Below are 21,153 nucleotides of genomic sequence, written 5' to 3'. Positions count from 1 at the left end.
TTACTTCTGCGCGCGGCGTCAAGCTTCGGTCTCGTAGAGCAGACCGTAGCTGCCGCTCGCTCGCTTGATTCGCGCGAAGCCGAGTTCCCCCAAATGCATACCTGCGATCAACAGTCCCTCTGTACTGACCCGGTCCAGAAGCCGTGATCGTGTGGTCGCTGCCTGGGTCGGGTCTTGATCGAATGCAATCGATACGTCCGGCCGTGTTATCTGGATGTGCGGAAAATGGACAATATCTCCCCAGACAAGCAGACCCTGATCTCGCGACTCGAGAAGATATCCGGAATGCCCCTCTGTGTGCCCAGGTAGCGACATTGCGCTGATTCCGGGAAGTACCTCTCCCTCATTGAAAGTACGAAGCTTGTCGCGGTAACCGTCGAACACTTGACGCGCTATCAGGAAGTTACCGCGGGCACGTTCGCGGGCACGACTCAGATTGCCGTCGTCCTGCCAGAATTCGACCTCTCGCTGATGAGCAACCAACTCCGCATTCGGAAAAGTAATGTGTCCGGCTGTGTCGACCAGTCCTCCAACATGATCCGGATGGGCGTGTGTCAGCAGGATGGTGTCGATCTCGGATGGCTCAACACCAGCAAGCTGCAAATTAGTTATCAGGCGACCACCCCATTGCTTGATGCCTCCAGCCCCACCATCGATGAGAATGGTGCGGCCCGCCCCGCGTACCAGGTAGCAGTTGATATGCACAGCAGACGGCTCCTTCTGCCCTGCATCGCTTTGCATTCTGGAGGCCTCGGACGAGTCGATGTTCGAGAGAATGTCCAGGCTGGCGGTGAGGTAGCCGTCGCTGATGGCGGTGATCGTGAAATCCCCGACTCGCTGACTTGGAAAGTTAAGGGTAGACACAGTACTTCTCCAGAGACTTTCTAATTTCGTGCGTGAATGTTCGAGGCGGCATAACCAAAACAACGGATGCGTGCAGTGAAACCCGTGCTGCGCAAGATGATGTCGTCCAAGGCTTCCATGAACCTGTTCATGACTGCGGGCGTACGAAACGTCTCAAGGCGGTATTGGACCTCCGCGAAGGCGGCATGTCCGTGTCCCTGCCGAACGTCCACGTAGATGACATGAACGTTGTTGAGGTCCGCTTCGAGAACACTCGTACAGAGTTCGGTGCAGTCGCGGGAAAGCTTTGAAAGCCTCTCATCAGACGGCATTTGCCCCTTGGGCATATAGAAGGTGACATTGGGCATCGCGGATCTATCTTTCCTGTTCTGTCGAAACGGGGCGGGAGCTTGTCAGTTGTTCCGTCATCGGCGAATAGAGGTGGACGCGTTCAGACAGATTCTCGGCAGGCGGAGCGTTTCGCCCAGGCAGTCTTGCGAGCCAGCGGTGTTCCGGAGACTTCTCCAACGCAACGGCTCGTATGGCCAACGGTGTGAGACCCATGTGGATCAGCGGTTCCGGGCCGCTTGCACACAGCACGAGGAGTTCATCTGCATTTACCGCCGGCGCAAGGCTGATACCGCTATAGAGATTTCGGTGCCAGTCGGTGATGTGTTGCTGCCACCTTGCAAAATTGCCGCCGCCTTTCTGGCGATATTCCTCTCCCGCTAGAACATCGAGTCCGTCAATCGTGTGGATGGCCAGGTAGAGCGGGCAACCATCGCTTAACGACCTGAAGCGCTGCGACGTGTGAAAGCCACTCACTGAAATGAGGGCAGGCAGTTTTTCGAGGCTGTAGAAGTCGTTCCACTCGGCTTCGCTGGTGGGATCGGAGAAACTGCATTCCACGGTGTAGATCATCAGATTGTCCTTCGCGACGGATGAGCGTGTTGCAGCAAACGGTTCATGTTCATTGCAGTAACGTCATGCTAATCTGAGCTTTCCCCTGTATATAGCGATATAAAATCAGCCTTCAGTGACATTCACTCAAGCTGACGTTAAATGCATTCCCACCGGCGAGATTCAATGCGACGCAAGATCCCAAGCAATTCCGCGCTCCTGGCTTTTGAGGCCGCGGCTCGACACGGCAGCTTCGCCCGCGCGGCCGAGGAATTAGCGCTGACCGAGGGCGCCATTAGTCGTCAGATTGGTCGATTGGAAGTGTTTCTAGGTGTCGCTCTGTTCGAGCGTGTTGGAAATCGGGTTCGGCTCGCACCCAACGGCACGCGATACGCGGTGCAGGTTCGCGAGACTCTCGATCGGTTGGAACGGGACAGCCTTTATCTGATGGGGCAGTCCAGCGACGGCGCAAGTATTGATATCGCCGCCATTCCGACCTTTGCCACCCGCTGGCTTATCCCACGGCTGAAACGCTTTCAGAGTCAGCATCCGAACATTACCGTGCATATCGCGGAACGTATGGAACCGTTCATTCTTGCTGGTAGTGGTTTCGACGCAGCAATTCATTTTGAGCATCCGGCATGGGCGGGTATGCGATTGCATCCTCTGCTGGAAGAGGTGCTTGTACCCGTCTGTAGCCCGGCGCTTCTCGCCGATGCCGATGCGAATGTTTCGCTGGATGAACTGCCGCGCCTTCATAGAAGACAAAATCCGGACGCGTGGCAGCTTTACGCAGAAGAGGTCGGCATCGTGCTGACTAATTCAGCGGTTGGCGCACGTTACGATCTTCATTCCATGCTCATAGAAGCGGCGCTAGCGGGTTTGGGTGTTGCGTTGGTGCCGCGTCTTTATATCGGGGCAGAGCTTGAACAAGGCCGTTTGGTCGCGCCTTGGCCGGAGAGCAAAACGATTGCCAAGAACTTTTGCCTCGTTCTTCCTGAAGCGATCGAATTGAGTGAAGAACCACTTCAGGTATTTGCGAAATGGATTCTTCATGAAGCCGGGAGGCTTGGCGATTTGTAGCGTCCCATAACGATCAAGCAAGTGCCAGAAGCTTTCGAAACATCTCGTCTCCCTTTGGTGTGACGCTGACGAGACGAGACTTGGGCGAGCGGACGATCCAGCTTTGACCAACGTAGAGTTTGAGCATATGCGTCCCCAGTGCGCCGCCCAGATGCGGGTGCCGTTGCGTGAGATCGGCACATGGACGTGCGAACACGCGACGTTCACTTTGCGCCGAATCCAGATCGATGCCAAGCGCACGCAACTGCTGCACGCCGGACCGGGTGGCGACCAGTTCTGTGTCCTTCCGTCGCAACCAACGCGCCTTCATCATCGAGGCAAGTACGCCCACCACCCGCACCGACACCACCAGAACCGCACCTATCCAGTGCATCACTGCTCCCATTCATTCCTTCCGCCCACCCTCCCAGCCCAGCCAAACGTTTGCCTCCACCGCAGTCACGCCAACAAAACACCAACCTCACCCGGCCCGATGCTTGCTTTTATGTAACTACAAAACAGCAACCACCGGGACCACCACCATGTCGAACCCGCTCGAAATCGTCGAACTGACTCACCACGTCAAAAAGCTCGCCACGGGAAAGATCTCCGACATCAACGACATCAACCGCGAGACCACCTTCCTCGCCCTCAACGCCCTAATCGAAGCCGCCCGCGCCGGCAACGCCGGCCGAGGCTTCGCGGTCGTCGCGAACCAGGTCAAGCACGTATCCGCGCGCATCGGTGAAATCACAACGGTACTCAACAGAGAACTTGCGGGATCCTTGACCAAGCTGACCGATCTCGGAGACAGCATGATCGAGCGTCTACGCTCACACGAAGGCCAACGCTGCGCCGACCTTGCACTGAATATGATCGACGTGATCGATCGCAACCTGTACGAACGCTCTTGCGACGTCCGTTGGTGGGCCACTGACTCGGCAGTGGTCAACTGCCTCGCTACCGCCACCCCGGAAACACGCGCCCACGCATCGCACCGCTTGTCGGTCATTCTCGACAGCTACACGGTCTACCGCGACCTATGGATCATCGACGCCGAAGGCAACGTCGTCGCCAATGGTCGGCCGGACACCTACGCAGTCCACGGCCGCAACGTCGCCGACGCAAGCTGGTTCCGAAGCGCGCTAAAAACCCCATCGGGAGCAGACTTCGTTGCTGGGGACATCGAGTCCTTGCCGCTGCTGAAACACGCTCAAGTTGCCACCTACGCCACCGCGATACGCGAGAACGGCGCAGTCGACGGCAAGCCGCTCGGCGCGCTGGTGGTCTTTTTCGATTGGGCGCCGCAAGCATCGGCGGTTGTCAAAGGCGTGCGTCTGACCGAAGAAGAATGGCGACGCACGCGCTGCATGATCGTCAACGCGTCGCATCGCGTGATCGCCAGTTCGGATGACAAAGGCGTGCTCGACGAGCAGTTCCGCCTGAATACAGACGGGCGGTCGGCCGGCTTCTATCAGCTATCCGACGGACGCACGGTTTCGTTCGCCGCGACGCCCGGCTACGAGAGCTATCGCGGCCTCGGATGGTATGGCGTCATCGTCCAGTCGCCGGCAACGGTATAAGCCCAATCAACCACCCGCGGCCCGATCACATCCCCCATCAAGCCGCGGCACACACACTTATTGCAACCGCGCCTTCAACTCATTCGCGAGTTGACGAGTAGCGGCCTTCGTCGGCGCATCATTCGCCAGCACATTCAGCAAACCAAAATCATGGATCGTGCCGTCATACCGCACGGTCGTCGCTTCATCACCGGCCGCATCGAGTTTGCGGCCGTAAGCCTCGCCCTCATCACGCAAGACATCATTCTGCGCAACCTGAATCAACGCGGGCGGCAGTCCCTTCAACTGATCCACCGACGCGCGCAACGGCGAAGCATAGATCTCGTTGCGCTGATTCTGATCCTTCGTGTACGCGTCCCAGAACCACTTCATCATCGGACGCGTCAGGAAGTGCCCTTCGGGAAAAGCGTTATACGACCCATCGTTGAAGTTGTTATCCGTGACGGGCCACATCAATCCCTGGAAACGAATGTCCGGACCGTGCTTGTCCTTCGCCATCAAGCTGACCACCGCCGCCATGTTGCCGCCCACGCTGTTACCGACCACAGCGAGCCGATTACCGTCCACACCGATTTCACTGCCATGCGCCGCCACCCACTTCGTAGCAGCATAGGCCTGGTTGATTGCGACCGGATAGCGCGCCTCGGGCGAAGGCGTGTAGTTCACGAAGACTGCCACCGCGCCCGACTGCACCACGAGATCACGCACCAGTCGCTCGTGCGTCGGGAAGTCACCGAGAATCCAGCCGCCGCCGTGGAAAAACATGAAGACCGGCAGCGTGCCCGTCGCGCCCTGCGGCTTGACGATGGTAATGGGCACGCTGATGCCGTCCTGTTCGATCGTCTTGTTGGACACGTCGATACCGGAGAGGTCGACTTTCACGCCGCTCTGCGCGCCGACCAGTACCTCGCGGGCCTTCGCCGGCGAGAGCGTGTTGATTGCCGGCCCTTTTCCGCTGTTGAGCGCGGCGAGGAACTGGCTCGTGACGGCGTCGGGCGTTGCCGGGCTCGTCGTAGCGGCGAAACTCGTGTTGGCGGCGAGAACGGCGGCGGCAAGAATGAGGGGCTTGAAGGTCTTCATGGTTCGCTACTTCCAGTTGATTAGTTGAGTTCGTTTAAAGGTAAGACGGGATTCGCCGCTCAAACAAGCGTGAGCGTGACGTCGATATTTCCGCGGGTGGCGTTCGAATACGGGCAGACCACGTGGGCCTTGTCGACGAGCGTCTGAGCCGCTTCGCGCTCCATGCCCGGCAGCGAAATCTTCAGTTCGACTTCGATACCGAAGCCGTTCGGAATCGCACCGATGCCGACGCTGCCGTCAATCGCGACATCCTTCGGAAGGGCGATCTTGTCACGCGCCGCGACGAACTTCATTGCACCGAGAAAACACGCGCTGTAACCCGCGGCGAACAACTGCTCGGGATTTGCGCCCTCGCCGCCGGCACCGCCCAGTTCACGAGGCGTGACGAGCTTGAAGTCGAGCTTGCCTTCGGGGACGACCGCACGGCCGTCACGGCCTCCGGTGGCGTGAGCGTGAGCGCGGTAGAGAACGGTTTCAATCGACATGATGAGACTCCTAAAAGTTTGATTTATCAATCTACTACTAGATAGATTTGCACTAACACAAAAACTTGAAATCCATTGCTTCCCCTACATCACTTATCTACATGTAGATAGACAAGCGGGCCAGATAAAGAGGTGGCTCGCCACCTCCTTTCATTGCAATTACCCGACAACCTTGACCGTGGTCTCGACGTCTTCAAGCCGGGCCTTGGTCTTGAACAACCGGCTCGCCAACACGCTGCCCTGATAGGCGGCAAAAAGCGCCCGTGCGGCGTTCTCAGGCTTACCGTTGATCGCCAGCGTTCCTTCTTCAACGCCTTGCACCAGCACTTTGGTGAGCCAGCGCTCGTTAGCCTTGAAAAAGGCCTGCACTGCCTGTCTGATGTCGTCCGGCAGCGACTCGATGTCAGCTGCGAGCATGCCGCACAGGCAGATCTGATCGCCGTCGCCCAAGGTCTTGCCGAACAGCTTGGTGTACTTGCTGAGCTTGGCGTCCGCGGGCAACGTGTCGCCAATCGCGTTCATTGAACTCAGCACTTCGTCACTGTACGAACTGACCGCTTCCAATACCAGATCGTCTTTCGACGGAAAGTAGTAGTGGATGCTCGCCGTCTTGATTCCAACCAGGTTGGACAAGTCACGGTAGCTGAAACCGTTGTAGCCGCGCAGCATGATGAGCGTGACTGCGTGGTCCAGAATCTGCGAGCGTACGGGCGATGGCGTGTTCATGGACTGCACTTTATCTACCTGCAGATAGGTAGTCAAGCGTTTTTTTCGCCCGTGCGTGACACGGGCGCTCGTGGGTTCAAAACGGTCTGGGTCGACCTATGCGCTGGCTTTCACCTTGACCGTGGCGTGAGCGCCCACCTTGCTCAAATCAAACGGGGTGTCCCTCAACCGCTGACCCGTCAACCTGAACACCGCATTCGCCACCGCCGGCGCAACCGAAGGACTCGACAACTCCCCCACCCCACCCGGCTTCGCCGGATCGCCTTGCACGATCTGAATATCGATCTCCGGCATATCCGTCATGCGCATCACGCGATAGGTATCGAAGTTCTTCTGCTCGACCTGCCCGTGACGAATATCGATGCGATCGCCCATCGCGTGCCCCACGCCCCACATCAGCCCGCCGTACAACTGCTCCTCGACGCCACCCGGCGACACTGCCAACCCGCAATCCGCGACGCAGGTGAGCTTGTCGATCACGACGCTATCCCCGTTACGCTTCACTCGCGCAACCACGGCCACATAGCTGCTGTATGCCTGATTCGTCGCCACACCGAGCGCCGTACCGGGCGGCAACGGCTTACCCCAACCGGCTCGCGCGGCGGCCTCACGCAGAACAGCTTGATGTCGCGGGTCTTTCATATGCGCGAGCCGAAAATCGACCGGATCGCGCTTGCCCGCATGTGCCGCCTCGTCCATGAACGACTCAACCGCGAACACGTTCGGGATATAACTCACCGCGCGATACCAGCCGGTCGGCACGCCGGTTTCATGACGCACCCAACCGATATCGACATGCGGCGCGTCGTAAGCGAACTCATACTTGCTGATCGCTTCGGTGGTGCTGTAATCCATCCGGTCAGGACGATCGAAGTAACCCGGCTCCCATTGTTCCGGCGAAGCCGGCATCACCGCACGCAATTGCAGCGTGCTCAGATTGCCGTGCATATCGAGCACGGCTTTCCCTCGGTGATAACTCGCCGAATGATAGTAAAGCGCGCGCATTTCATCTTCACGGCTGTTCATCAGCTTGACCGGTTTACCGACCTTCAGCGCGAGCCACGTCACTTCGAAGAGCCAGTACTTCGATTCGCGCGACCCGAAGCTGCCGCCCGACACGAGCTCATGCAATACGACGCGATCCGCGGGAATAGCGCCGATCACCTCAGCCGCCTCCCGTACCGTCGAAGGCACTTGCAATCCACCCCAGTACTCAATGCCACCGTCTTTCGCCCACGCGGTAACGTTGATCGGTTCCAAGGGATTCTGCGCTTTATACGGCATCGAATACGCCGCCTCGATCACGCGCGCGCCATGCGGCCATGCGGTGCCCGCGTCGCCGTGCTGAATAGTCGGCACGACACGCGCGGCGGGATCGTCCAGCCATCTGGCCTGCTGCGCGGCGAGCGTGCTGCTGTCGAAAGTCTCGAGCGGACTGTCGTCCCACTCCACCCGCAACGCGGCTTGCCCTTTATGCGCCGACCAGTAATCATCGGCTAACACTGCAACGCCCGCCTGATTGCCGCCGAGAATATCCGGCCGCCCTGGAATCTGCACGATCTGCCGCACGCCGGGCACGGCCAGCGCATCTTTCGCATCCACGCTACGCACACGCGCGTTGATCACCGGCGCTCGCGTGACCACCGCCACGAGCAAACCCGGCAACAGCACGTCGATGCTGTACGGAAACGCGCCCATCGCCTTCTGCGCCGCGCCGCGTTTCTTCTGCAATTTGCCGATGTATTTGAACTGGGACGGATCTTTCAACGCGACGTCTTTCGGCGCCGGCAATTGCGCGGCGACGCTCGCCAGCGAACCATAGTTCGCGCGCCTTCCGCTCGCCGGATCGACCACGAAGCCGCTGTCCGTCGTCAACGACGACGGCGCCACATTCCACTGTTTCGCCGCCGACGCAATCAACATCGCCCGCGCGGTCGCGCCCGCACGTCGCAAGCGATCGTATTCGAGCGACACGCTGGTACTACCGCCCGTCGAAAACACTTTCCACAGCGGATGAATGTATTCGCCAAAAAACGGATTCTCTGGCGTGATCACATCGACACGAAACGGATCGACGTCCAGCTCTTCCGCTACCACCGCAGCCAATGCGGTGCGCGTGCCGGTGCCCGAGTCGTGCTTGTGGACCACCAGTTTGATCGTATCGTCGGGCAGCACGCGGACCCACGCATTCGGTTCGAATTCGCCGGGTAACGGCTGCGGATCGCCGCTTGCGTTCTCGCCTTTAGCCAGCGCTTCGGGCAACTGGAAACCAATCGCGAGGCCCGAGGCCAACAACGCCGAACTCTGCTTGATAAACCGACGTCGCGCTGCGCCGCGCGCGCTTGCCAGCGCATCTTTATCGTTGCGCATTCAAGCCTCCTCAGCCGCAGCGTGAGCCGCGCACGCCGCCGCGCATGCAGGCATCACCACCTCGGCCAGTGCCGGATCGCCCGACGCCGCTCGCTTGATCGCCTTGCGAATCCGCGAGTACGTACCGCAGCGACAGATGTTCCCCGACATCGCCGTCGAGATGGTTTCATCGTTGACGGTCGGCTTATCCTTGAGAAACGCGGCCGCCTGCATCAACTGGCCGGACTGACAGTAGCCGCACTGCGGCACATCCTCGGCGACCCAGGCCAGTTGCAGCGGATGCCGGCCGTCCTTCGACAACCCCTCTATCGTCGTAATGTTCTTACCGGCCACCGCCACCGCCGGCAGCAAGCACGAGCGCACCGCCTCACCTTCCAGATGCACGGTACACGCGCCGCAAAAACCCCCGCCACAGCCGAACTTCGTGCCGGTCAACCTGAGCCGGTCGCGCAACACCCACAACAGGGGCATGTCTTCCGGTACATTGTCGAGCGAGTGCCGCGTGTCGTTGACCACGATCTCGATCATGCGCTGTCTCCTGAATGTCGTTGTGCGACGCGGTGCGTGCGAGGGCCGCACGGGCCGCGTGCTTGCGGCCATTATTGAAAGCCGTTAAGCCCAGCGCCAGCGACGATTTCTTCCATCACCCGTAAGTCCGGCTAACACCCATGTTGAAGCGCTACCCGTCCCTTCAGTCGATGCAGGCGTTCCTGCAGGCCGCCCGCGTCGGCAGTTTTTCGAGCGCGGCGCGGCAGTTGTCGCTCACGCACAGCGCGATCAGCCAGCAGATCCGCACGCTCGAAGAGTTCGTGGGCCAGCCGCTGTTCGTGCGCGAAAGCGGCCGCGTGGTGTTGACCGACGCGGGTGTGCTGTTCGCGAACCAGCTGGCGGATGGCTTCGAGCAGATCGACCGCGCGTTGTCGTCGGTCAAGGAGCGCACGGTCAAGCAGTCGATCACGCTCGACGTCGACCCCGAACTCGCGCAAAGCTGGCTGGTCGCGCGTTTGCCCGCCTTGCTCGGCACGCTGAGCGGCACGTCGTTGACGGTGCTGTCCACACCGCGTCACGAACGCAGCGCATTCGAGCGCGTGGATATCGCGCTGCGGTACGGGTATGGAGAATGGGACGGTTTCGAAAACGCGCTGATCTGCACCGACCGGTTGACGGCGGTCGGCTCGCCTGCGTTGCTGCCGGCGCGCAGCCTCGACACGCCGCTCACGCCCGAGCAATTGCTGGAGTTGCCGTTGCTCGGCTACACGAAACGCTCATGGATTCCCTGGCTCGCCGCGGCCGGCATGCCCGCTGTCGAGCCGGATGCGGTCGCCGTCTTCGATAACGCCGCCGGTTTGATCGCGGCGGCCAGCGCCGGTGTGGGCGCGGGTCTCGCGCGCGGCCTGCTCGCCGCCGACGCGATCCGCAACGGCACGCTGATCGAACTCACGCAGGTGGAAATTCCGACGCACTACAACCTGTACGCCGTCTGGCCACGCGACAAAGCAGAGCGGGTCGCGCCGTTGATCGACGCGATACGCGAACTGGTCGCGCAAACGGTCAGCTCACGCTAGCCGCCACCTCCCGCACCGTCTCAAGAAACAACGCCAGCACCGGCGACGGCGCCTCGGCGCGATACCGCGCATGCAGCGACACTTCCGGACGCGGCGCGGCCACCGGCACGAACACCACGCCACCAGTGGACAATTGCCGCGTCGACGAAGGCAGCAACGCCACGCCGAGCCCTTCGCGCACGAGGCACAACAGCGTATGCACCTCGACCACCTCCTGTTCGATTTGCGGCGTAAACCCTGCTTCGACGCAGCAGTCCTGTAAGAAGCGCGCAAGCTGCGACTGCCGCAACCCGAACGATACGAAACGCTCCGCCTCCAACTCGCGCAACGCCAGTTCGTCACGCGCGGCGAGCGGATGCCCCAATGGCAATGCCACCACGGCCGTCTCGCGCATCACCACCTCGCTGCGAATCTCCGCGTCCTCATGCGAGACGCGGAAGAAACACACATCGAGACGCCGCTCCTTCAGCGCGAGAATCTGCGCGGCCGGCGTCATCTCGTGCAACGTCCATTGCACTTGCGGATGCTTCTCCGCGAAAACCCGCAGCGCGCGCGGAATCGGTTCGACCATCGCCGAACTGATGATGCCGATCTCGAGACTGCCCACTTCGCCGCGCCCCGCGCAACGCGTCAGATCGATCGCGCGTTCGAACTGCGCGAAGATCAACGGCACCTGCTCCTTAAGTGTTTTCCCTGCATCGGTGAGTTCAACACGGTGCTGCGAACGCGTAAATAACGCGGTGCCCATCTCCTCTTCGAGGATGCGAATCTGCTGACTGAGAGGTGGCTGCGAAATGTGCAGGCGTGCGGCTGCCCGGCCGAAATGCAGTTCGTCGGCAAGCACCGCGAAGTAACGCAACAGCCGGATGTCCATATCGCAAACGTATCAAGATCGTGGTTAAAAAATATTGTACAGAGCGTTTTTCTCTTGTGAGACTGCATCGCAAGCAGCAGTGCACATCAGTGTGACACTCGATGCCGGCGAGGGGAAGGCGCACAAAAATGCGCCTTGCAAAGGGCCGCATGGGTCAGCCCAATGGGCTGAGTCCATCGATGCGCCTGCCCGCGATCCGGCAACTGGATACACCAGTTCCTCTCAAGGAGATCGAGTACATGATCATCGACACCAGCTGTTATCCGACCAACCTGGTCGACCTCGCGTGGCGCCATGACGGCGAGCCATTTTCCGGCGAGCGTCTGATCGAGGTGATGGACGGGCCGTACTTCATCAACGGCAAACCTCGTCGCATCGACAAGGCGTTTATTCAACCGCCGCAAGGCAACACCATTTATACGTGGACCGATGGCGAACGCTCGGGCCGCGAGTCGATAGACGACTACATGGCGTACACCGTGGAAATGGTTCAGAAGTACCCGGACCGTTTGATCGGCTGCTTCGTCTACAACCCGCGTTGCGGTCCCGAGAACGGCGCGGAAGCGATCGAGTTCTACGCGAAAGAACACGGCTTCAAGATGGTGCAGTTGCAGGCCAACATGCATGCGTACCGCCCCGACCGCGCGCTCGACTGGCTGCGCCCCGCGCTGCGTAAGTGCGCGGATCTCGGCCTGCTGGTGAAGCTGCACACCGGCGACGGTCCGTACAGCATTCCGAGCGAGTGGTATCCGCTGATTCGCGAATTCCCGTCGGTGAATTTCATCATGGCGCACTTCGGCGTGCAGACGGGCGGCGTGTATTGCTTCGAGCCGTATCAGATGGCGCTCGATACGCCGAACGTGTATTGCGAATCGAGCTGGTGCCTGCAATCGCGAATCGTCGAATTCGCGAAAGTACTGCCTACGCACAAGATTCTCTACGGTTCCGACACGCCGCCGAATGAGCCGGGCATGTGGTTGCGCCTGCTCGAAGTGTTGTGTCACGAACCGCCGCAAGGCCTCAACCTCGACGAAGACACGCTCGAGGATTACCTCGGCAACAACCTCGCCCGCATGATCGGACTTGAACCGAGCGCGCCGCCGCGAAGCGTCGAGGAAGCGCAAGCCTATCTGAAACAACATGCCGGCGCCGTGAAGCAACACGCCGGCCAGGCCGACTACGCAGGAGCCCGCTGATGATCATCGATACCCATCTGCACCCCACCAATCTCGTGGACGAAGCCTGGCGCCATACCGGCGAGCCGTTCACCGGCGAACGCCTGCTGAAGATGATGGACGGTCCGTACATCATCAACGGCAAGCCGCGCCGTATCGACATGGGCTTCATTCAGCCGCCGCCGGGCAACACCGGCTACCGCGACGGCAATCGGCGCGGCCGCGAAGGCATTCGCGACTACATGTCGTATATCGCCGAACTCACGCAGAAGTACCCCGATCGTTTTATCGGCAACTTCACGTACAACCCGCGTTGGGGTCCGGAAAACGGCGCCGCCGAACTCGAATTCCACGTGAAGGAGTACGGCTTCAAGATGCTCAAGCTGCACGCGAACATGCACGGCTACCGGCCGGATCGCGCGCTCGACTGGTTGCGTCCCGCCATGAAGAAATGCGCGGAGCTTGGCGTGGTGGTGCTGATTCATACCGGCGACGGACCGTACACGATCCCGACGCAGTTCTACCCGATCATCCGCGAATTCCCGATGGTGAATTTCATCATCGGTCACTTCGGGATTCAGACCGGTGGCAACTATTCGTTCGAAGCCTTCTGGATGGCGATGGATACGCCGAACGTGTACTGCGAATCCGGTTGGTGCTACCAGTCGCGCATCGTCGAATTCGCGCGCGAGTTGCCGCGCAACAAGATCGTGTTCGGTACGGACTCGCCGCCGAATGAGCCGGGCATGTGGCTGCGCGAACTGGAAATGCTGTGCGGTCCTGCGCCGCAAGGCATGAATCTGGATGAAGACGGTCTCGAAGACTACATGGGCAACAACATCGCCCGTCTGGTCGGCATCGAACCGACCAAGCCGCCGAAGGATCTCGCCGAAGCGGAAAAACGTTTGAAAGCCACGTATGTGAACGACGTCACGCAGCCCGCTTAAGGCTCGTCGGCGTCGCGAGGCGGGCGCGATTTTCACCGCTCCTGCCTCGCACACGGTGTCCTCTTTCGTTTTCGTTATCGCTCAAGTTTTAGCTTTCGCTTTGGACGGAGTTCACTATGGCGGATAACCTCTTCCGCGCCACGCAGGATTTCCATCGCTTTGCGCTTGCGTATCGCGAGCACTATCCCGACGATGTATTGACGCTCACGCAGCCGCTTTCAGCCGATCAGGACGTGACGGCCGTCGTCGCGGAACTTGCGACACGTGGACAACATCCGATGCTGGTCTGCGACCACGTCGATGGAATTTCCACAACCCTCGTCACCAATTTCTTTGCCTCACGCACACGCATTGCGCGGCTCTTCGATATCGACGCATCCGGTTTGTTCGATGCGTATCAGCAGCGTGCCAATGCGCCGGTTGCACCCGTATATGTTTCCAGTGGTCCCGTTCTCGATCAGGTCATAGAAGGCGACGCCGTCGATCTCGCGCAGTTGCCGATGATCCGTCACTTCGACACCGACCGCGGCCCGTACATCACCAACGCGGTGATCGTCGCCGAAGACCCGATCACCGGCGTCGCCAATCTCAGCTATCACCGCTCGATGCGGCACGCGCGCAATGCACTCGCCACCAGCCTGCATTCGCGTGGCCACCTCTGGCGCATGTTGCAAACCGCCAAAGCACGCGGCGACACGTTGAAGGTCGCGATGGTGATCGGCGCGCATCCGTTGTTCATGCTGGCCGCCGCCGCGCGCGTTCCGTTCGGCACGGATGAGCGCGCCATTGCAGGCGCTCTGTTCGGCGCACCGCTGGAGCTGGTGCGCACGCCGCGCTATGGCATTGGCGTGCCTGCATCGGCCGAGTTCGTGCTGGAAGGCACGATCGATCCCGACGCGCATGCCGAAGAAGGCCCGTTCGGCGAATTCACCGGCTATTCGTCGGATCGCTCGACCAACAATGTGTTGCGCGTCGACACGATGATAAGACGCAACGACGCGTGGCTCGTCGACGTAGTCGGCGGTCCCTACGCCGAGCATCTAACGCTGGCCCGCCTGCCCCGCGAAGCAGAGATGAGCGAAAAGCTGAAGGCGCGCTTTCCGTCCGTCACCGCGCTGCACTACCCGAACTCGGGCACGCACTTTCACTGCTACGTCGCACTGAATCAGACACGCGACGGCGAAGCGCGTCAGATCATGCTTGCGCTGCTCGGCTGGGACCCGTACCTGAAGAACGTCGTCGCGGTGGACAGCGATATCGACATCACCAACGACTCGCAGGTGCTGTGGGCCATCGCGACGCACTTCCAGCCGCACCAGGACGTGTTTATCGTCGACGGCTTGCCGGGCAGTCCGCTCGATCCTTCATCGTCGGCGGCGGGCACGACGTCGCGCATGGGGATCGACGCAACGCGCGGCTCGCAGTTCGACGGCATCCGCGCGCAGATCAGCGAACACGCGGCGCAACGCGCCGTAGACATCCTGGCTCGCGCCGCCGGAGCACAACGATGAGCACGCGGCGGCTGGTAGTCGGCATTAGCGGCGCGTCCGGGTTTATCTACGGCGTGCGTCTACTGCAATTGCTGCGTGAGCTCGATATCGAAACGCATCTGACGGTCTCACGCAGCGCGTTACTCACGATGACGCACGAAACCGACTACAAGCTCGCCGACGTGAGCGCACTCGCCAGCGCCACCTATCGTTGCGACGACATGGCCGCAGCCATGTCCAGCGGCTCATTCCGCTCGATGGGCATGATCGTCGCGCCGTGTTCGATGAAGACGCTCGCCGAGATCGCCAGCGGCATGTCATCGACACTGATTTCACGCGCCGCCGACGTCACGTTGAAGGAACGTCGACCGCTCGTGCTGCTGGCGCGCGAAACGCCGTACACGCTGGCCCATCTGCGCAACATGACTGGCGTCACCGAAATGGGCGCGATCGTCGCGCCACCCGTACCGGCGTTTTACGCGCGCCCGGCTTCGCTCGACCAGATGATCGACCACACGCTAGGCCGTGTGCTGGATCTGTTCGGTCTCGAAGCGGGCACCGTCAAACGCTGGCGAGAAGTTGAAACACCCGCAGTCGCACCCGCACCCGCACCGAAACCCGCCTGATAGCCGAACCGCAGCACGAACGACGACACGGAGAAGAGTCATGAATCACATTCACACCACCCACAACGACATCGAGAAAATCCCCGTCACGGTGCTGACCGGCTTTCTCGGCGCCGGCAAGACCACGCTGCTCAACTACATCCTGCGCGAAAAGCACGGCCGCAAGATCGCAGTGATCGAAAACGAGTTCGGCGAGATCGGGATAGACGGTGGCCTCGTGCTCGAATCGACCGAAGAGATCTACGAAATGACCAATGGTTGCGTGTGCTGCGTCGGCGCGGTGCGCGAGGATCTGGTGCGGATCGTGCGGATGCTGGTGGAAAGGCCGGACCGGCTCGATCACATCATCGTCGAAACGAGCGGGCTTGCGGATCCGTATCCCGTGGCACAGACCTTCTTTCTCGACGATCCGATTGCGAAGCAGGTGACGTTGGACGCCGTCGTCACGATGGTCGACGCGAAGCATATCGCCGCGCATCTGGACGATCTGGTGCTGGACGGCAGCGACAACCAGGCGGTCGATCAGATCGTGTGCGCGGATCGGATCGTGATCAACAAGGTGGATCTGGTCGGCCCCGACGATATTGCGTCGCTAACGCAGCGCATTCGCGGACTCAACGCGACGGCGGAGATCGTCGAATCGAGCTACGCGCAAATCGATCTGGACAGGATTCTCGGCGTGGGCGCGAACGAGTTCTCGCAGATTCTGGTCGAGTCCGACGGTTTGCATGAAGACGAGCACGCGCACGACACGCATCAGGCGCACGCAGACCACCACGAACACGAACATGACGACCACCAGCACGCGGATCATGCCGACCACCAGCACGACGAAAGCGTCTCCTCGGTCGGCATCGAAGTCGACGCCGACATCGACCTCGACGCGCTGCAAACCTGGCTCGCTGAACTGCGCGACGCCGACGCCGCCAACCTGTTCCGGATGAAAGGCATTCTCGCCGTGCAAGGCCAGTCGCACCGCTATGTGCTGCAGGGCGTGCACAACGTCATCGAACTGCGCGCGGCGCAAGTGTGGGGCAGCGAACCACGCTCATGCCGCATCGTATTCATCGGCCGCGATCTCGATCGCGCCGCGCTGACCGACCGCTTCCACGCCTGTCTTGCCGTGCCGGTTGCGGCCTGACGGGAGATCCGACCGACGCGTGAACCACGACTGCACGGCCAGCGCCGTGCGGCATGACCTCGCGCGCCGATCGACAACCACAATCGCAGCAACCCTCTTGCATGGGAGACACGCCATGAACACCGCCCTACACCCCGTCGATCGAATCCTGCCGAAGCGCCAGATGATCACGCTGGGTTTGCAGCACATGCTGGTGGCTTATATCGGCGCTATTGCGGTGCCGCTAATCGTTGCGTCGGCCTTGAAGATGTCGCCGGCCGACACGACCGTGCTGATCAGCACGGCCCTGTTTTGCTCGGGCATCTCGACGATCCTGCAAACCGTCGGCTTCTGGAAGTTCGGCGTGCGTCTGCCGATTCTGCAAGGCGTCGCGTTCAGCAGCGTCGGCCCGGTGATCGCGATCGGCACGAGTCCCGGCGTCGGCTTTGCCGGCGTATGCGGCGCGGTGATCGGCGCGGGTCTCTTCACGATGTTCGCCGCGCCATTGGTCGGACGCTTACGACGATTTTTTCCGCCTGTGGTGACGGGCTGCATCGTAACCGTGATCGGCTTGCAGTTATTCCCTGTCGCGTATCAATGGGCGGGCGGCGGCGAGGCCGCGCAGCAGCAGTTCGGCGCGTTGCCCTTTCTCAGCGTCACGCTGTTCGTCGCGATCGTGATTCTCGGAATCAACCGCTTCGCCGGACCGTTCCTGCGCAATCTGTCGGTGCTGATCGGCTTGATCGCGGGCGGCATTCTGGCGTGCTCGCTCGGCATGGGCAACTTCGCGAGCGTAGGCGCCGCGCCGTGGTTCACGATGCCGCTGCCGTTCCACTTCGGCACGCCCGTGTTCTCGCTGGTCCCCGTGCTGACGATGATCGTTGTCATGGTCGTACAGATGGTCGAATCGATGGGCCTGTTCGTCGCGATCGGCGATATCGTCGATAAGGAAGTCAGCGAGGACGACGTCGTGCGAGGCATGCGCGCCAACGGTCTGGCGAGCGCGATTGCGGGCATGTTCGCGGCGTTTCCGTTCATCGCGTTCATGGAGAACGTCGGGCTCGTCATTCTGACGGGCGTACGCAGCCGTTGGGTGGTGGCGATCAGCGGTCTGCTGATGTGCGTGGTGGCGCTGGTGCCGAAGATCGGCGCGGTGGTGGCCTCGACGCCGTCGGCAGCGCTCGGCGGCGCCGGCATCGCGATGTTCGGCGTGGTGGTCGCAGCCGGCGTGCAGACGCTGGCGAAGGTGGACTTCGAGCGCAATCGCTACAACGTGCTGATCGTCGGTTTCACGATCGCCACGGCGCTGATTCCGGTCATGGCGCCGCAGGTTTTCAAACACATGCCCGACTGGACGCAACCGTTTCTGCACAGCGGCGTGGTGCTGGCGTGCCTTGTCTCCGTCGTGCTGAACGCGGTGCTCAACGGCGCGCATGAAGAAGAAGTCGTGCCCGCCCATAACATGGTCCGCGAATAGACGGTCGACCTCCGCGCGGCGCTCGTACGGGTTTCATGCGCGGCAAAACGCGCGCGGCCGCTTCGCGGTAACTGAAAGGACATTGAATCATGAGCATGCAAACTGAAGCGTTGCTGATCAAGAACCCTGTCGCCGTGATGAGCGGCATGAACGGAGACCGCGCGCGTTTAGGCCAGGTTGATCTGCGAATCCGCAACGGCCGGATCGAGACCATCGCGCCAAATCTCACTCCTCGCGCCGACGAACGCGTGATCGACGCACGGTCCTGCGTCGTCTATCCGGGCTGGGTGAATACCCACCACCATCTGTTCCAGAACCTGCTGAAGGCGGTGCCGTCCGGCATCAATGCGGATTTGCAGGAATGGCTTGCCGCCGTGCCGTACCCACGCCTCGCGCGCTTCACGCCGGATCTGGCGCGCGTCGCCGCACGTCTCGGCATGGCCGAACTGCTGCTCTCCGGCGTGACGACCTGCGCCGATCACCACTATCTCTATCACGCGGAAGGCAGCACCGAAACCGGCGATCTGCTGTTCGACGAAGCGGCGTCGTTCGGTATGCGTTTCGTGTTGTGCCGCGGTGGCGCTTTGCAGGCGGCAGGCGATCACCCCGGTTTTTCCAAGCTCGCGCTCAAACCGGAAACGCTCGATCAGATGTTGGCCGACATCGAGCGTTTGAAGGCGCGCTATCACGATGCGGGCGATGCTTCGATGCGCCGCGTCGTCGTCGCGCCCACCACGCCGACGTTCTCCCTGCCCCCCGAGTTGCTGCCGGAAGTCGCGCGGGCGGCTCGTCGGATGGGCCTGAGGTTGCATACGCATCTATCGGAGACGACCCGCTATGTCGACTTCTGCAAGGAGCGCTTCAACAAGCTACCGGTCGAGTTCGTCGCCGATCACGAATGGCTCGGCCCCGATGTGTGGTTCGCGCATCTGGTGCATCTGCAGCCCAGCGAGATCGCCCTGCTCGCGGAAACCGGCAGCGGTTGCTCGCATTGTCCGGTGAGCAATGCGCGGCTCGGCAGCGGTATTGCCCCCGCTCCGCAAATGGCCGCGGCCGGCGTGCCGATGTCGCTGGCCGTGGACGGCGTGGCGTCGAACGAATCCGGCAGCATGACCAACGAAGCGCATTTCGCGTGGCTCGTTCATCGCGCGGCCCAAGGCGCGGCGGCGACCACGGTCGAAGAAACGATTCATTGGGGCAGCGCGGGCGGTGCGGGCGTGCTCGGTCTCGACGCGGTCGGTACGCTCGAAGTGGGCAAGGCGGCGGACCTCGTGCTCTACGACGTCAGCGATCTGCGCTTCAACGGCTTTCACGATCTGGCAGTGGCGCCCGTGACGGCGGGCGAGCCGGCACGCGTGCGCTACAACGTGGTGAACGGCCGCCTGGTAGTGGACAACGGCGTGATTCCGGGCCTCGATCTCGACGCGCTTCGCCATGACGCCGCGGAGGGTGTGAAGCGGCTACTAGCCGATTGAGGAACGCGCCGAGATACGCGTACGACACAGTGACGACCGTCTTATGAATTGACCCAATAGCGGTCGAATAAAAAATCGAAATTCCCAGATATTGATCCGACCATCCGGACGGTAAATTATTTAAATAATTCCCATCCAGATATAATCAACACGCATAAATTATAAAAATCACCTCGAAGGGGGTGATTTTTATAAATCCAATACGCATCAGTCTTCCAAAAAAATTACCCCAAAGTCTCTTCCTGAATGCCTTTATGGCCTAAATTCATGCCATAAGCATAGAAATAAAAAGATCTCTCTATTTTCCCAATCTGCAAATTACAAATCCGCCACGCATATCTCCGCGACACGTGTTTAAAACACACGACACCTGAAATACCACCTGTTCACAAAAATCCCCGGTTTTAAACAAAAAACCTTATTAAATGCACTCTCACGATTGGCATTGAATTTGCATTATTGATTCCGCGACGACGGTTGCCCCCCGCTGTCGTATTTCCTTATCGATACCTGAGAAACATACTGAGGACGACTATCGTGAACAGCATTGAGAAACTCGAAGCGCAGCTCGAAAAACAACATGCGGCGCTCGCCCATCACCCCATCTTTCACTCGATCGAAACCCTTCAGGGTCTGCGCACCTTCATGGAGTGGCACGTGTTCGCCGTATGGGATTTCATGTCGCTCGTCAAACGTCTGCAGGCCGATCTGACGACCATCACGCTGCCGTGGATCGCTCCTCGCAATGCGAACGCCGCACGGCTGATCAACGAGATCGTGCTCGGCGAGGAATGCGACGAAACGCCGAAGGGCCACATGAGCCACTTCGACCTGTATCTGCACGCCATGCGCGATGTCGGCGCGAGCACCGAGCGCATCGACCGGATGATCGGCTTGCTGTCAAAGGGCGCCAGCGTTCATAGCGCGCTCAGCACTGTCGAAGCCCCCGCGCCGGTGATCCGCTTCGTCAGCTCGACCTTCGCGACCTGCTATGAAGGCGCGACGCATCAAGTGCTCGGCAACTTTTTCTACGGTCGCGAAAACGCGATTCCCGACATGTTCCGCACGCTGCTCGCCGGCTGGAAGATCGAGCGCGCCAGCGTGCCGCTGCTGAGTTACTACCTCGACCGTCACATCGAAGTGGATTCGGGAGAACACGGCCCGGCCGCGCGCGCAATGATCGCCGAGGGCGCCGGCGGAGACGAACGCAAGTTGCGTGAAGCGCTCGAAGCGGGCGTTGCCGCGATCGACGAAAGGCTGCGCCTATGGGACGGGCTGCACGCGCATCTGATCGCCCAGAAAGACGCGATCGCTGCCTGAGTTCCGGCGCCGGCGCCCAAGGCGGCAGTACGACT

General features: G+C 60.7%; 21 protein-coding genes. 11 read left to right on the top strand and 10 right to left on the bottom strand.

The window, feature by feature from the left end:
- Positions 1–18 precede the first annotated feature (18 nt).
- From HWY05_RS29465 to HWY05_RS29455, 3 genes are read right to left on the bottom strand one after another with little or no spacing between them, the layout of a single operon-like run.
- Positions 19–864, bottom strand: coding sequence for an MBL fold metallo-hydrolase (locus tag HWY05_RS29465; protein ID WP_176060519.1), 846 nt, complete (start codon positions 862–864; stop codon positions 19–21).
- A gap of 20 nt (positions 865–884) precedes the next feature.
- Positions 885–1,211 (bottom strand): tautomerase family protein, encoded by a 327-nt coding sequence (locus HWY05_RS29460; RefSeq protein WP_176060518.1) that lies wholly within the window; start codon positions 1,209–1,211, stop codon positions 885–887.
- 7 nt (positions 1,212–1,218) lie between these two features.
- A complete protein-coding gene (locus tag HWY05_RS29455) occupies positions 1,219–1,764 on the bottom strand; it encodes a hypothetical protein (protein WP_035560167.1) in 546 nt (181 codons plus the stop codon).
- 165 nt (positions 1,765–1,929) lie between these two features.
- Here HWY05_RS29455 and HWY05_RS29450 point away from each other — a divergent pair, with 165 nt between their 5' ends.
- Positions 1,930–2,826, top strand: a complete 897-nt coding sequence (locus HWY05_RS29450; RefSeq protein WP_035560170.1) for a LysR substrate-binding domain-containing protein — start codon at positions 1,930–1,932, stop codon at positions 2,824–2,826.
- A gap of 13 nt (positions 2,827–2,839) precedes the next feature.
- On the opposite strand, the gene HWY05_RS38485 is transcribed toward HWY05_RS29450, so the two are convergent.
- Positions 2,840–3,211, bottom strand: a complete 372-nt coding sequence (locus HWY05_RS38485) for a hypothetical protein (protein ID WP_244146729.1) — start codon at positions 3,209–3,211, stop codon at positions 2,840–2,842.
- On the opposite strand from HWY05_RS38485, the gene HWY05_RS29445 reads away from it, so the two are divergent.
- Positions 3,105–4,388: a methyl-accepting chemotaxis protein gene (locus HWY05_RS29445; RefSeq protein WP_279614186.1), complete on the top strand. Its 1,284-nt coding sequence runs from the start codon at positions 3,105–3,107 to the stop codon at positions 4,386–4,388. The genes HWY05_RS38485 and HWY05_RS29445 overlap by 107 nt on opposite strands.
- A 57-nt stretch (positions 4,389–4,445) precedes the next feature.
- Here the strand turns inward: HWY05_RS29445 and HWY05_RS29440 are convergent, their stop codons facing one another.
- From HWY05_RS29440 to HWY05_RS29420, 5 genes are all read right to left on the bottom strand, one after another.
- Positions 4,446–5,468 (bottom strand): alpha/beta hydrolase, encoded by a 1,023-nt coding sequence (locus HWY05_RS29440; protein ID WP_035560176.1) that lies wholly within the window; start codon positions 5,466–5,468, stop codon positions 4,446–4,448.
- Positions 5,469–5,527: 59 nt separating this feature from the next.
- Entirely contained in the window at positions 5,528–5,953 is a 426-nt protein-coding gene (locus HWY05_RS29435) for an organic hydroperoxide resistance protein (protein ID WP_035560179.1), read from the bottom strand.
- A gap of 159 nt (positions 5,954–6,112) precedes the next feature.
- Positions 6,113–6,679, bottom strand: a complete 567-nt coding sequence (locus HWY05_RS29430) for a TetR/AcrR family transcriptional regulator (RefSeq protein WP_035560182.1) — start codon at positions 6,677–6,679, stop codon at positions 6,113–6,115.
- Between the two features lie 96 nt (positions 6,680–6,775).
- Complete coding sequence (locus HWY05_RS29425; RefSeq protein WP_176060516.1) at positions 6,776–9,049, bottom strand: molybdopterin cofactor-binding domain-containing protein; 2,274 nt, start codon at positions 9,047–9,049, stop codon at positions 6,776–6,778.
- Positions 9,050–9,577, bottom strand: a complete 528-nt coding sequence (locus HWY05_RS29420; RefSeq protein ID WP_035560188.1) for a (2Fe-2S)-binding protein — start codon at positions 9,575–9,577, stop codon at positions 9,050–9,052.
- Between the two features lie 140 nt (positions 9,578–9,717).
- Here HWY05_RS29420 and HWY05_RS29415 point away from each other — a divergent pair, with 140 nt between their 5' ends.
- Entirely contained in the window at positions 9,718–10,614 is an 897-nt protein-coding gene (locus HWY05_RS29415; protein WP_176060515.1) for a LysR substrate-binding domain-containing protein, read from the top strand.
- Here the strand turns inward: HWY05_RS29415 and HWY05_RS29410 are convergent.
- Positions 10,601–11,488: a LysR substrate-binding domain-containing protein gene (locus tag HWY05_RS29410; protein ID WP_176060514.1), complete on the bottom strand. Its 888-nt coding sequence runs from the start codon at positions 11,486–11,488 to the stop codon at positions 10,601–10,603. The two genes, HWY05_RS29415 and HWY05_RS29410, sit on opposite strands and share 14 nt — an antisense overlap.
- Before the next feature lie 239 nt (positions 11,489–11,727).
- Here HWY05_RS29410 and HWY05_RS29405 point away from each other — a divergent pair, with 239 nt between their 5' ends.
- The 8 genes from HWY05_RS29405 to HWY05_RS29370 all read left to right on the top strand — a co-directional run bounded on the left by HWY05_RS29405 (position 11,728) and on the right by HWY05_RS29370 (position 21,118).
- The gene (locus HWY05_RS29405; protein ID WP_176060638.1) at positions 11,728–12,684 is read left to right on the top strand and encodes an amidohydrolase family protein; all 957 of its coding nucleotides are present in this window, start codon (positions 11,728–11,730) and stop codon (positions 12,682–12,684) included.
- Positions 12,684–13,610, top strand: coding sequence for an amidohydrolase family protein (locus HWY05_RS29400; protein ID WP_012428924.1), 927 nt, complete (start codon positions 12,684–12,686; stop codon positions 13,608–13,610). Before HWY05_RS29405 ends, HWY05_RS29400 begins: the two co-directional genes overlap by 1 nt.
- Positions 13,611–13,726: 116 nt before the next feature.
- Positions 13,727–15,121 (top strand): UbiD family decarboxylase, encoded by a 1,395-nt coding sequence (locus HWY05_RS29395; protein ID WP_176060513.1) that lies wholly within the window; start codon positions 13,727–13,729, stop codon positions 15,119–15,121.
- A complete protein-coding gene (locus tag HWY05_RS29390; protein WP_176060512.1) occupies positions 15,118–15,726 on the top strand; it encodes a UbiX family flavin prenyltransferase in 609 nt (202 codons plus the stop codon). Before HWY05_RS29395 ends, HWY05_RS29390 begins: the two co-directional genes overlap by 4 nt.
- Positions 15,727–15,766: 40 nt before the next feature.
- Entirely contained in the window at positions 15,767–16,867 is a 1,101-nt protein-coding gene (locus HWY05_RS29385) for a GTP-binding protein (protein ID WP_176060511.1), read from the top strand.
- A 115-nt stretch (positions 16,868–16,982) separates the two neighbouring features.
- A complete protein-coding gene (locus HWY05_RS29380) occupies positions 16,983–18,323 on the top strand; it encodes a nucleobase:cation symporter-2 family protein (RefSeq protein ID WP_035560204.1) in 1,341 nt (446 codons plus the stop codon).
- Positions 18,324–18,412: 89 nt separating this feature from the next.
- On the top strand, positions 18,413–19,798 hold the full coding sequence (locus HWY05_RS29375) for an amidohydrolase family protein (RefSeq protein WP_176060510.1): 1,386 nt from the start codon (positions 18,413–18,415) through the stop codon (positions 19,796–19,798).
- A 537-nt stretch (positions 19,799–20,335) separates the two neighbouring features.
- Complete coding sequence (locus HWY05_RS29370) at positions 20,336–21,118, top strand: DUF3050 domain-containing protein (protein WP_035560210.1); 783 nt, start codon at positions 20,336–20,338, stop codon at positions 21,116–21,118.
- Positions 21,119–21,153 lie beyond the last annotated feature (35 nt).

Source organism: Paraburkholderia sp. BCC1876, from assembly GCF_902833695.1.
In the GTDB taxonomy this organism is placed as follows: Bacteria; Pseudomonadota; Gammaproteobacteria; order Burkholderiales; family Burkholderiaceae; genus Paraburkholderia.
This window is presented reverse-complemented; position numbering and strand designations above follow the sequence as displayed.